This window comes from Paenibacillus sp. 22594, assembly GCF_052044425.1.
Classification (GTDB): Bacteria; Bacillota; Bacilli; order Paenibacillales; family Paenibacillaceae; genus Paenibacillus_AQ.
Genome location: NZ_JBQENA010000007.1, coordinates 268,481 through 281,681 on the forward strand (window position 1 = coordinate 268,481; position 13,201 = coordinate 281,681).

The 13,201-nt window shown below is 49.7% G+C and carries 10 protein-coding genes; 1 reads left to right on the forward strand and 9 read right to left on the reverse strand.

The window, feature by feature from the left end:
- Positions 1–13 precede the first annotated feature (13 nt).
- Positions 14–445 (reverse strand): MerR family transcriptional regulator, encoded by a 432-nt coding sequence (locus tag ACTJKB_RS22280; protein WP_074088796.1) that lies wholly within the window; start codon positions 443–445, stop codon positions 14–16.
- A gap of 169 nt (positions 446–614) precedes the next feature.
- Between ACTJKB_RS22280 and ACTJKB_RS22285 the strand changes: the two genes are divergently transcribed.
- Positions 615–1,736, forward strand: a complete 1,122-nt coding sequence (locus ACTJKB_RS22285) for an NADH-dependent flavin oxidoreductase (RefSeq protein ID WP_440836559.1) — start codon at positions 615–617, stop codon at positions 1,734–1,736.
- Positions 1,737–1,845: 109 nt separating this feature from the next.
- Here ACTJKB_RS22285 and ACTJKB_RS22290 read toward each other — a convergent pair whose 3' ends face one another.
- The 8 genes from ACTJKB_RS22290 to ACTJKB_RS22325 all read right to left on the reverse strand — a co-directional run bounded on the left by ACTJKB_RS22290 (position 1,846) and on the right by ACTJKB_RS22325 (position 12,886).
- Positions 1,846–3,237, reverse strand: a complete 1,392-nt coding sequence (locus tag ACTJKB_RS22290) for an MATE family efflux transporter (protein ID WP_440836560.1) — start codon at positions 3,235–3,237, stop codon at positions 1,846–1,848.
- 88 nt (positions 3,238–3,325) lie between these two features.
- Positions 3,326–5,074, reverse strand: coding sequence for a hypothetical protein (locus ACTJKB_RS22295; protein WP_440836561.1), 1,749 nt, complete (start codon positions 5,072–5,074; stop codon positions 3,326–3,328).
- Positions 5,075–5,126: 52 nt separating this feature from the next.
- On the reverse strand, positions 5,127–5,789 hold the full coding sequence (locus ACTJKB_RS22300) for a hypothetical protein (protein ID WP_440836562.1): 663 nt from the start codon (positions 5,787–5,789) through the stop codon (positions 5,127–5,129).
- Positions 5,789–6,739, reverse strand: coding sequence for a sugar phosphate isomerase/epimerase family protein (locus ACTJKB_RS22305; protein WP_440836563.1), 951 nt, complete (start codon positions 6,737–6,739; stop codon positions 5,789–5,791). Before ACTJKB_RS22305 ends, ACTJKB_RS22300 begins: the two co-directional genes overlap by 1 nt.
- A gap of 32 nt (positions 6,740–6,771) precedes the next feature.
- The gene (locus ACTJKB_RS22310; RefSeq protein ID WP_440836564.1) at positions 6,772–7,644 is read right to left on the reverse strand and encodes a carbohydrate ABC transporter permease; all 873 of its coding nucleotides are present in this window, start codon (positions 7,642–7,644) and stop codon (positions 6,772–6,774) included.
- A gap of 25 nt (positions 7,645–7,669) precedes the next feature.
- The gene (locus ACTJKB_RS22315) at positions 7,670–8,572 is read right to left on the reverse strand and encodes an ABC transporter permease (protein ID WP_074110440.1); all 903 of its coding nucleotides are present in this window, start codon (positions 8,570–8,572) and stop codon (positions 7,670–7,672) included.
- A gap of 76 nt (positions 8,573–8,648) precedes the next feature.
- Positions 8,649–10,262 carry an extracellular solute-binding protein gene (locus ACTJKB_RS22320; protein WP_440836565.1) on the reverse strand — a complete coding sequence of 538 codons (1,614 nt, stop codon included), beginning with the start codon at positions 10,260–10,262 and terminating at the stop codon, positions 8,649–8,651.
- Between the two features lie 365 nt (positions 10,263–10,627).
- A complete protein-coding gene (locus ACTJKB_RS22325; RefSeq protein WP_440836566.1) occupies positions 10,628–12,886 on the reverse strand; it encodes a helix-turn-helix domain-containing protein in 2,259 nt (752 codons plus the stop codon).
- Positions 12,887–13,201 lie beyond the last annotated feature (315 nt).

Genomic DNA, 13,201 nt, shown 5'->3' on the forward strand with positions numbered 1-13,201 from the left:
TGAATTTGCTGTTTTATTGGACGATCTTGTCCTGGGAGCTTAAGTAACCGTGACATTTAAAGTCATAGTTGGGATTGTTCATAACCTCTTCTTTCTGAAGTTCATACATGGCAATTTTATAATTTATTTCCTCCAAGTGTTTAAAACTTTCGTCAATCTTCTTCTGCACTTCCAATTTATGCTGCATTAACATTTCTTCTCTTTGCAAAAAGGTGTTATTCCCCAGTTCATAAAGCTCCTTGTAATCCTTTATTTTGGAAAGAGGCATTCCTGTCTCTTTGAGACAACGAATAAAAGAAATCCAGTCTATTTGTTGTTGGGTATACACTCTACGGCCTTTTTCGTCACGAGATATGTTTGGTAATATCCCTTGCTCTTCATAAAATCTAAGTGTCTTTGCAGATACATCCACATTCTCCACTACATATGTCATTGAATACAGCATCTACTCGTCCCACCTCCAGTTACAGTTACTGTAACTAAATATATATCACAAAGATAACGATAACATAAAAACCCTTTATATAACCATATAAAAATAAACCCTTTACTTACCGTAACAGCAACCAATTACACTGAAATAGAAAATATAACAGGATAGCGAGGTTAATAAAATGAATCAGAAATACAGCAGGTTATTTGAATCCTTCACATTCAGAAATGGAGTAACCATTAAGAATAGTATCGTTATGGCCCCAATGACGACCTGGTCAAGTAATGACGATCTTACCCTTTCGGATGACGAAGTAAAATATTACAAAAAAAGAGTGAATGGAGTAGGACTCGTCATTACAGGGTGTACTCATGTTACGCCTAATGGGCAGGGTTTTATGAATGAATTCGCTGGGTACAATGATGAATTTACTCCAAGTTTACGAAAACTAGCTGAGGCAGCCAAAAGTGGAGGCGCTCCTGCGCTCCTGCAGATTTTTCATGCTGGCAATAAAGCTGTGCCTGGGTTGGATGCCGTCAGTGCGAGTGCATTGCAGCCTGAAGTTACTAATTTAGGTTCAACTTCAGAAACAAGAGAACTATCCCATGAGGAGATCTTGTCGATTGTACGTGCTTTTGGAGACACAACAAGACGAGCAATTGAAGCCGGATTTGATGGCGTCGAAATTCATGGGGCTCATGGATTTTTAATACAAAACTTCTGGTCGCCAGCAACAAATCAACGGACGGACCAATGGGGAGGATCACTTGAAAATCGCTTGCGTTTTCCATTGGCAATTATTGAAGAGGTCAAAAATGTCATTGAAAAACATGCTACCAAACCATTCCTTATTGGATTCCGGCTTTCCCCTGAAGAATCCCACAAAGTGGACGGATTACGTATGAAAGACACGTATGAATTAATTGATTTCCTTGTCGAACAGGATTTGGATTACATTCATGCTTCATTAGATAATGTGTCTTCAAAGCCAGTAGACAGTCAAGATGAAAAAACACGGCTTGAATTAATTCTTGAAAGAGCAAACGGGAAGATACCTGTGATGGCTGCCGGTTCCATAATAACACCGGATGATGCCCTTAATGCTATGGAATTAGGCTTGCCGCTAGTCGCCATTGGACATGCGTTAATTATGGATCCCAATTGGGTTGAGAAGGTCGCAAATGGACGTGAAGCCGAGGTGGATTCTGAATTGAACGTTTCGAAACTCGACCAGCTTAATATTCCGGAAAAACTTTGGAATGTACTTCAAGCCATGCCAGGTTGGTTTAATATCGCTAAATAAACATTTTCAAATACCGTTGAATCGTTTATTGGTACTTTAACAGACTTAAAGAACCCATCTCCACTTATCGTGGGCATGGGTTCTTTTTTTATCGTATATACCTTAGGGGTTAAATCACCTTATGCTGAACCCACTTATCCCCGAGAAACCGCCGGAGGAAAATGAAGCCGCGTATGCCCCACTCGCAGTTCATGGCCAGCCAAACCCCGATAATGCCCATATGCAGCACGATACCGAGGATATAGCCGAGCACTACGCGGAACAGCCACATCGACAGCATGGACACGATGGATGTGAACTTGGAATCGCCAGCCGCCCGGAGTGCGGAAGGGGTAATGAAGCTGATCGACCACAGCGGGATCTGGGCAATCGAATTGATCAGAAAAACGATAAAGATATCCCGGACAATCTCCTGCGGCGGATGAAACAGCGACACCAGAGGGTGGAAAAACGGGAAGATTAGCAGTGCCATCAAGACAAAGGAGGCCGAGGACAGCCACAGAAACGACTTGACGAATTTGCGCGCATCCCGGATATTCCGGCTCCCCATGCATTGGCCAACGACAGTGATCAAAGTCAGCGACAATGCATTGGCGGGAATCTGCATGACTCCGGCGAGCGAGGAAGTGATCGCATTGGTGGCAATGGCATAGGTGCCGAGACTGACAATAAAAATCTGCGTCAGAATCTTGCCGCCATTGAAGAACATCTGCTCCGCCGCAAACGGCAGACCGATGAACATAATCCTGCGGAGCATGGTCCAGTTGAGAACCAGCAAGTCCCGGATCTTCACCCGCAGGCTGCTGTCGAGCCGGAACAGATAGATCAGCGAGCAGACCGCCGCCAGATACCGGGAGGTATTAATCGCGATGGTCATTCCGAACACACCCATATGCAGCCCGTTAATGAACACGAAGTTCAACAGCACATAAGAAAAGTTCATAATCAGCGAGAGTACAAGGGACACACGGGTCCTCCCGATACCGCGCAGCGCACCGCATACTGCTTCCATCACAGCAATCCCCAGATAGGACAGGCTGCTGCCGATCAGATACGTACGGGCGTTCGACATGACCTCCGGCGAAGCCGCACCGAACAGCAGATGCAGCAGCGGTCCATGGAACACAATGCCAAACAAGCCGATGGCAAATGCCATCAGCGAAACAGAGGAGACCGCTCCGGCGGCAGCTTTGGAGACCATCAGGTCGTTTCCGCTGCCTTTATATTGTGCTACTACAACAGTTCCGCCGGTTGATACCGCGATGAACACACTGATCAGAAAAATATTCAGCGAATCTATCATATTCACCGCACTGATCGCCGCCACTCCGGAAGAGCTGATCATCGCTGTGTTCACGACGTTCAGCCCTACCACAAAGGCCTGGTCTACCAATATAGGAAGAAATAACGATATAATTTGACGGTAGTCAATGGATTCTCCAGAAAAATACTTGTCGAGAAACAGGCGGCCCTGCTTCACGTTCACCTTGGGCTCTAGCATAAGTTCACTTCTTTATATTAGAATTAGGGCCTCGCTATTCTAACATATGAGCTGCATAAGTCAAGGCGGTCTGCATATGTGACCGGCATTACTCCCCTTGCATCGAAGGAGATAATGAAATTGAGAATGTCTTATCGAACGGGGTCACTGCGTTAACCAGCACCGCCTTGCAGTTATTCTGCAGCTTGGCCTCCCGTACCCCGGTCGCCAGATGTTCTCTTCCGCCCCCCGTCAATTCAATCCAGTCCTTCCCGCAGGCATAACGGAGATTCCCGCCGCTCCAGAGATAGCAGTCCTCGTCTGCAGCCTGCAGCTCTCCAGAGGTGAAGCTTCCTTCGTTCCCGAAAATGAAAGACACCTGTGTCATGACCTCCGCCGGCTCATCACAGTGCAGCCGGATAGTCCAACCCTCGTCAGTCCGCTGCACCTCCGCCTGTACCCGGAATGTCTGTTCATGCGTAAGCGGGCGGCTCTGATGCGGGAGCAAATACCAAGGACTGACCGGCGTTCGGGATGTTGGCGGAAGCAGCGCCTCCTCGACGGGGCCGTAATAGCCTTTCTTCTGTTCTCCCGCCAGGCGGTATCCTTCGGGCAGCCTGGTCATTTCCTGCATCGGCACATATCCCGGATAAAAGTACGATGCCACCTGAACGGCTAGCAGCCTTACGGCACCATGGCGCAGCGCAAAGAAAGACGGTGTCTCCGTAATCAGCGTCACACTTGTACTGCCATCCCTGTAGCGGGCAACGGGTGCACCGAAATCAGTATGCAGCCGGCTGTGGTAAATCCGTCCCCCATGGCCGGCATCATCCATCTGCTCCAAATAACTATGGCGCAAGAAATTCCCGTTCAGCATTTCCTCATATTTCACAGGAAGGGGCGCCGCTGCCTGAAGCGGCTCCTGAAGCTCCGGCTCCAGCAGCATCCGCACGAGCGCGTTAACCGAGCAGACACCCGGATCTGCAAGCGAACCTCCAGCCCATTCAGCCATGCCCGCAAATAACTCATCCTTATCGGAGCGGGCCAGAATCGCATAAGGTAAATAATAGGGAGACAGATCGTGAACACTCCCCAGGTCCTGCCGGCCGGAATAATCGGTAACGACCTCGCCCGAAGGATGGACCAGGTATACCATCATACGCAGATTCTGACGAACCGGGTCCAGTAGCTGCGGACGATTCAGCAGACGGGCGGCATGAATCAGCATGATGTCGCTTACTGCGCTGTAAATTCCATTGCTTCTCTCCGTCCATTCCCCGTCCGGTGTAATGTCCATCCCTTCCGCCAGCCAATGATCCGCCCGTTGAACGGCCTCTTCGAGTCCAAACAGCTCATGCAGATATCCAAGTGCTGCACAGAGTACCCAGCGGTGATTCGGTGTATGGCATCCGCCCGTAATCATGACAGGCACGGTCCGTTCAAGAAACAGCCGCATATTGTCCAGCACCGGCTGCAGCGGCAACCATTCCTTGCGGGCCAGCAATTGGTACAGCTGAGCGTAACCGACAATGACAAAAGCCGTATCCGGCGGAGAATGAAAATTCGTCCAGCCCGGAGATATAGAGCCGTCCTCATGCTGAAAGCGCAGCACGAACTCCGTGGCCAGCAGCAGCCGCGCCAGCAGTGCTTCATCCAGATAGTACGCAGAATCGGGATTGACCAGAGCCGCTCCCCAGTAACACATGTCAGTCGGCGTGCCAGTCGTGTGATTGACCCAGGCAATACCCGTGCCCGGATCTATCGTCCCGCCATAATAGCGGTTCTGCGGATCCAGCATCTGCCGTGATAACCCTTCCTTCACCGCTCTGTCATTACTCTCCACCAGTTGCTTATACATTGTAATTCCCTCCAATACACATTCTGCTTCATGCCTGGGTAATGCCAGGTTCCTATATCCGTTCCAGCTCTCTCCCAATACGCTCAGGAATCTCAGCAAATAACTGACTCCAGGAAACGAACAGGTCCTCCCGGTCTGCATAGTCCCAGCTCTGGTAAGACAGAGAGGGAGTGAACCGGAAGGTTTGCAGGTAACGGCGGACCCGGCTGTCAATGTCTTCGTCCGCCGCCAGAACTCCACTATAGAAATCGCCGTAGATCAGGCCGTCTGCGCCCGCCTCCTCCTGCGTGCAGGACACAAATCCCGGCAGCAGCTCAAATAGTTCAGGAAGCGGAGAGAGCGCATGTTTGCCGGGCTGGACATACAGAGCAGCCCGCGTGCCGCTCAGATTAGTCCGTCCGCGCAGCAGCCCTTTCAGGTATTTACCGTGAAAGCTGACCTCGACATCCGCCACCTCTCCATTCCTGGCGATATATACCCACACATGCTCCAGATCATACAGATGCTGAATATCATAATCGTAATAAATGGCGTATTCTACAACAGCCTCCACATCAGGGCGGTTTACAATCAGACGCCGCCGGAAGGAAGGAGAGTCCCCCTCCTGCCGCAGTACCGTTATACCGAAGCGAACAGGAAAGAACGGCTCGCACTGATCGAACAATAAGCACGGGGCATATCTGGCAGCCAGTAGCCGGTCGGCATCGCTCAGCATTAGGCCTGACCTCTGGCCGCAAGCTTGGCCGCAAGCAGCGAATGGCTTTCATCGATCTCTTCCGGCTGGCAGGCTGCCTTCAGCTCATACACCTTGACTTGTGCCCGCTCGATCATCGGCAAATAGGCATCGTAGAACTCCATATCCTTGCTGTTCACATAGGGGCACCAATGATCGGAAAGACCAAGGGTTTCATGAATATGGACACCCACAATATCCTCCATCAGGCCTTCCATTTCCCGCACACTATCGTACAGTCCCAAGCGATCCATCATAATGGCATGACCGGTATCGTACCAGATGCCTACAGGTGCTCCCTTTAGCGCCTTTATGATCGTCTTGGCTTCCGCGAGCGTCGGAATCTGCTGCGGTCTGGAGCGGGTCTCGATCCCAAAGCGGACATTCAGCCCCCTCGACACCGCCAGGTTGCATACCTCATCCAGACTTTCGATGATCTTCTGTACATAGCCGGCGCTATATGTCTCCCGCCGCTCCATCAGCTCCGCCCACTTGCTGCGGTAAGCCTCCGAATCTCTGCCCTGTCCGTTATAGATCTGCTCCAGCTCTTTGCTGATATCATTCGGAAAGGGCACTTCGCCGGGATGCACAACAACCGCTTCGCCTCCATAGCGCTGGGCGTATTCGGCTGAGCGGACCAGCAGCTCGATCGCACGCTGCCGCTTATCCTCCTCCCCGAAGCCGAGCAGTACGGAATCTGTACCATAATCAGGGTCCGAAACGTGAGGGAAGGTGTTGTGGACACTGGAGATGCCGATCTCTCCCCGCTCGATCATTGGCTCGATGGTAGTGAGCATTTCCTGGGTCACATTATAATTCAGCTCCACGCGGTGAAAGCCGAGCTCACGGATTTCCCGGACCATTTCACTGCCTATGGTATGGCGTTTAATGTTCCAGCATGTTGAGAAAGAGAAGACTCCCTTATCCTCCATAACAGTGTTCTCCTTTCTTGACCGTTAACGGTTCAGCCTTTGACAGCACCCAGCATAACACCGCTAACAAAATATTTCTGCAGCCACGGATACACAACTAGGATAGGGACTGTGGCGAAAATGACGGTGGCCGCCTTGAGGCTCTCCGGTGTCAGTGCAGTCCTGTTCGAACCTTCCAGCTGTGTCAGCTCAGAGACCATATTGTTCTGTACCATCTGGAACAGCTTCAGCTGAAGCGGATACAGTTCCGGGCTGTTGATATACATCAGGGAATCCTGGAAGCCGTTCCACCGTCCCACTGCATAGAAGAGAGCGAGCGTAGCCATGACAGGCATGGATAACGGCAGCACAATACGCATCAGTGTGTGAAAATGGGAGCTGCCATCAATTTCAGCTGACTCCTCCAGACTGGGAGGAATGTTATTGAAAAAGGAAATCAGAATAATAAGATTAAAAGGGCTGACCAGGCCGGGAAGAATAAGCGCCCAGACCGAATCAATCATTTTCAAATCGCGGATCAGCAAATATTCAGGAATAATTCCGCCGCTGAAAAACATTGTAACGACGATAAGATACATGAAGATCTTACGGCCCTTCAGATTCTTTTTGGTCAACGGATAGGCTGCTGCGATGGTGAAGAGCATGCATAGCACAGTTGTGGCTACCGTCAGAATAATGGTGAAGATCAGAGAGTGGATCATGGAATCATTCGAAAACACCTGAATGTATGCATCCCAGTTCACTTCAATAGGGAAAAGGGTGACTTCGCCGGAGGTAATCGCCCGGTTGGAACTTAGGGATACCGCAATGATGTGTAAAAACGGAGCCAGACAGAATAAAACGAACAACGTAACCAATGTAATATTAACGATATCAAAAATCCGGTTTGAGGTACGTTCACTCATAGCACTCCGCCTCCTTCCTTCCTTGTCATATAATGCCGTCACCGGTCGTTTTTTTCGAAATATAGTTAGAACCCAGAATGAACACCAGCCCCACCACGGCCTGGAACAGCCCGATGACGGTAGCCTGCGTATATTGCCCGGATTCCAGACCAATCCGGTATACAAAGGTGCTAAGCACATCGGAGTATTCACGGACCGTTGTATTACCGATCACGTAAGGACGGTCAAATCCGATGCTGACCATTTTTCCGAGGTTGAGAATCAGCAATGTGATGATGGTTGGTTTGATGCTTGGAAGCGTAATGTAACGGATTTTCTTGAGTCTTGTCGCTCCATCCACTTCAGCAGCTTCAAACAGCTCCCTGTTGACACCCGTTAGGGCTGCCAGATACAGGATGGTTCCCCAACCGGCGCTTTGCCAGACACCTGTGAAGAGATAGGTGATCAGCCACGGATTTTTTTCCGTCAGAAAAGGTACGGGGTCCAGTCCCAGACCTACCAGAACTTCATTCACCATACCGGACTGGTTGCCGAACAATTGGTATACGATTCCCCCGATGATCACCCAGGAAATAAAGTGGGGGATGTACAAAAGGGTCTGCGATATTTTTTTGAACCATACCGACCGGATCTCATACAGCATAATCGCGAGTATGATCGGGGCCGGGAAAGAGACAATCAGATCAAGAAAATTCAACATAAACGTATTGCGCAGGGTAGTATAGAACTCCCTCATGCCAAAAACCTCGCGGAAGGCGTCAAATCCTATCCATTCACTGCCCCCGATTCCCTGAAACAGGTTGAAATCTTTGAACGCAATTTGTACACCATACATCGGACCGTAGCGAAAGATCACAAAATAGGCAATCGGCAGTGCAAGCAGCGCGTACAGTTGCCAATACCGTCTTAAATATGACGCTTTGCTCAATGGGGTTTCCTCCTATGGAGAAAAACCGGGGTGAAGCGGCCTTCACTTCCCCCCAGCTTTCACTTTTTATATTTGTCTATTTAGCCGGAAGTTCCTTAACCGCCTGCTCTAGTTCTTCTTTCAGCTTCGTTCCGCCCAAAGACATGAAGTCTTTCATTTCCTGCTCGTACACCGCTTCAAATTGATCCGGTTTAGCCATCGTTGTTTTTACAATGATCACGTCGAGCTTATCTGTAAGTGTGGTGCCATATTGCGCTTCCCCTTCAATCGGCTTGCCGAAGACAATTGGGCCTACGGTGTCCGTGTTGGCGATAGTGATCGACTGCTTCAGCATTTCCTGATTGTTTTTCGGGAAGCCCATCACCCATGCTTTTTCGTTGGTTGCCTGATCGCCGAGGTTCTTACCGTTAGAGATGATGGCCATGTCGCCACCATTGAACAGGCGATCGGCAAATTCTTGAGAGACATTTTCCTTGACCACCGGAATTCCGTCCACCATATCATAGTTCTCACCTTCAACCCCATTGTAAATATCAATCAGGTTGTTGCCTGTGGACATCCAATCCAGGTATTTAATCGCTTCTACGGCGCGCTTGCTGCTCTTTGGAATCATGATGTACATACCGTTAGAGGCATAGCGGGATTTAATGTACTTGTTATCAACTTTGGCATTGGTATACACATCTACCGGAGTAACCTTGCTTCCCGGCACATTTTTGTAGAGATTATCCATGGTGCCGTCTTTGTAGAACTGGGCATCCACATCTTCTGACCAATAGCCGGTGTTGCCATTCTGGATGTCCTTAGCCAATTGTGTTTTATCTTTATCCAGACCGAAGTCCTTGCTGATCAGCCCTTCGTTATAGAGCTTGTTCATAAACTGCATTGCATCCTTGAAGCCCTCATGGAGCGGCAGCTCGTACCGCTGGCTGTAAGTCAGATCGCCGCTGATCGGCTTAATGAAGGAGTAGATCAGTGTTTCAAACTGAGCCGGCGCAAGTGCCATACCCATCGGGATGTTTTTGCTGCCAAGCTTGCCAGGGTCCTTCTCTTTAAACGCTTTCAAAGTTGTATACAGCTCATCCGTCGTCTTTGGAACAGGCAAACTCAGTTTATCCAGCCAATCCTGACGGATGTAGGAGCTGTAACGGCCCGTGATAGCACGTTTACCCGGAATGGAGAACTGTTTGCCATCCAGCTGACCGAATGCCAGTGTTTCGTCACCGATAAACTTCTTCAGGTTTGGACCATATTCATCGAGAAGTTTGCCGACATCGGTCAGACCGCCCTGTCCCGCATAGCGGTAAAATACGCTTGAATCATACGTGAACACGATGTCAGGTACATCACTGTCACTCGCCATCAGCACGTTCAGCTTCGTAACTTCCTCAGAGCGCTGAATAGGTACATACTGAACATCAATGTTGTTCGGATCACCGAAATTTTTCTGCACCAGCTTAGATAAAAAGTTGTTGGTAATGGTTTGAGGCGCCGGGCTGTTGCCGCGGTCAAACACTTCCACCTTTAAGGTAACGCGCTTAGCGCTGCTTCCCTCCGTCGGCGTCCCTCCGTTTGCTGCATTCTCTTTGGAATCGGACGAACATCCCGCCAGCAGAGAAACCCCCATTACCGCAGTCAATGTGATCCCCGTTGCCTTCTTCCAAAATCTCTGGTTTGTGTTCACTGTCATCTTTCCATCTCCTTCGCCTGTACAGGCCGTAATGGTGACTTTATGTTCCCCCAAGCCTTAATCCTAAATATCCCCTGGAAGCGGATTCACATCACATCATCCTGTGCTCTGCCTTGCCGCCTGTCATTTGGGATGCCCACAGTATTTCATAGCTTTCGATCATTTGACAATAAACCTGTTTCGGAAATGCACCTTGCCGTGAATTCGGCCTTCCTGTTTATCCAAACCACTGTTTTCGTAAAATAAAGCGCTTTCAAGGTTTCTGAAATAAAGACCGGAACACTGCTTGCGTCCTCCCGGCGGAGGCTGGCGAGCAATATTCCGGTCCGGGCCGTTCACCTTTCATCCGGTACAAAGGATACGGCTTACGATTCTGTTGTGGAGGCTTTGTGCCCGCGCTTCAAAGAGCGGTAATCGCCCGGCGTAATTCCGGTCACCCGTTTGAATACCCTCCCGAAAGTGATGGCATTCGCATAACCCACCTTAAGCGCTATATCCTGCAATGAACATTCCGTCTCCAGCAGCAGCTTTTCGGCTTCCTCCATCCGCAGCTGCGTAAGGAAATCAACAAACTTCATATTAAACTCCATCTTAAAAAGATAACTGCCATATTTGCCGGATATCTGAAACCGGTCACTTAAATGCTTCAGAGAAAGATCCGGATTGGCAAAATTCTCTTCAATATATTTCTTCATCTCATTTACCATTGCCTTGTAACTTTTGGTTTCGCTGACCGAAACATAGGTGCGGAATACATCGGTCAGATACTCGAACAGAATGCCCTTCACCTCATGAATGGATTCCGCCTTTTCCAGCAGCTTCAACTGCTCCGCCGCATTCTCCGCCGACAGCTCATCCTGCAGCTGCTCTGACATTACGGCTACTTCCCGGTTCAGCATCTGCAGCATAGCCTGGATTAGAGAACGAATATCGGCATCCTGCAGAAAGTCCTGTTCAAACGCGTCAAAAATCCCCTCCAGCCGCTGCCGCCACTGGCCGCTCGACATTCGAAACTGCTTGACGAACTCCGCAATCATCTGTAGATACTTATACGTTTCAAGCAGCGGCTGGCGTGAGTCCCTGCCTTCCGCCAGAACGATATCTTCGTGCATCAGAAGCTTGTGCTGCATGACATTCTCCGCTGCCACATAGGATTCCCGAATCGAACCCGGACCGGATACCGCCGGGCCAATGCCGAAGCTAAGAGAGATGCGCAAATTTTGCTCAACCCAGGAACGGCATTGCTCGGCAAATAGACGGATTTTCTCCGTCATCTCCTCATCATTTCCGGTGGCCAGGAAGAGAATCGCCGCCCGGTCGGTACTGATCCACTCCGCCCAGCCCTGCAAATCCGCCCCCCGGGCCAATTCCTGAAACACATTCATCAGGGCAAACTTAAGTGTATTCTGATCACCCCTGGTGTATCGATCCTGAAATACCTTCTCGTAGCTGTTAATTTCACTGAGCACAACCGTGAAACGGGAAGAAGAGTCGGCACCAGAGAGCGGCGACAGCTCCTCCATCCGCTGGACGACATTGTCCAGCCGTTCACTGTGCAGCAGATCGGTGAATAGCTTGCTGCGCTGAAGCAGCAGATTCTCCCTGCTCTTTTTATCATAATCCGTCATATGGTTGATCAGATCTTCCAGCACTCCGTCAATGAGCATCATTTCATCCGGCCTGGAGGCGGATTGATCCATCGTCCGGATTTGATGACCTTCAATCCGGTTCATAATCACCTGAATCGGCTTATAATTGCGCCGGGTAACATAGATCAGGTATAGAACCGCGCACACCACGGTTCCGAACGCAATCGCCACCCAGAGATAGGAGATCACAGAAACCCAGCTGAACAGGTTGCCGGCCTTGATCCCGCTGGCGAACTTCCAGCCAAGCTTCTCCAGATAAACAGTGTTCAGCAGCTTGCCCTTCTCGGCACCTTCGCTGTCCGAATGGGCCTGGTACAATGTCTGTCCATCGCTTCCATAGATCGTAAGGAAAGACAATTGCTCGTTAACCATACTGTCCACAATCTGTTCAATTCCGCTCATTTTGATATTGATTACAAGCACACCCTCTGAGCCGAAGGGCAGCGGCATTCCTTTATCTATGGTAAGCACACGTACAGGCGTGCGCTGAATGAACTCGTCCTTGTATTCTCTGACGGGCTGCCACCCCTCCTTCACCGTGCCGGAGGTAACGCGGCGAATCCAATCTTCGTCTATGAATCCGTTCAGATTCTTTAATCCAGTTTCTGTAATAACGCTTTCATTTTTCTTGTCATATACATAAATGGATTGAATGTAAGACGAGTCGTCTGTCAATATGCGCAGGTTCTCGGCCACCGCATAGATTGCCCCGGTATCCCTCTGGCCTTCACTGTTGAAATAACGTTTATAGGCATCGCTTCGTTCAGCGGATTCCAGTACCGACAGCTCGACTTCCTTGATGGTCCGCTCTACATTATCCACTAGATATTTGGCGGCGATACGGTCCGCTTTCTGGGTCTCTGTCCGTGAAATATCGTTAATAAACACAAAAGAAGCGAAAATCAGGATCGTCACAGTAAGCAAAAAAATAGGAAAGTACGACAGCAGCAACCGGCGATACCAGGTACGGAACAATGGACAACCCCCTCTAACAAACATATGAATATAAGCCGCGGTTCGGTCCCCAATATACGCACGGTAGTAAATATTGGAAGCGCATTCACGAACGGGGCTTCGTATGAAGTTCTGCCATTATAGCACATGCCGGGTATACCCGGCCAACCAGAAACGCAATGGAAAATACAGGAATGGCCTATAGTAACCGCATTCCTGTGTCCGGAACCCGCCGCCGTATCCTTTGCTAAACAACAAATCAAAAAGGCGGGATGCACACACCCGTGCAACCCCGCATTCACATCCGCCCAGGCATTGTTAAGCACCTGCCAAGCG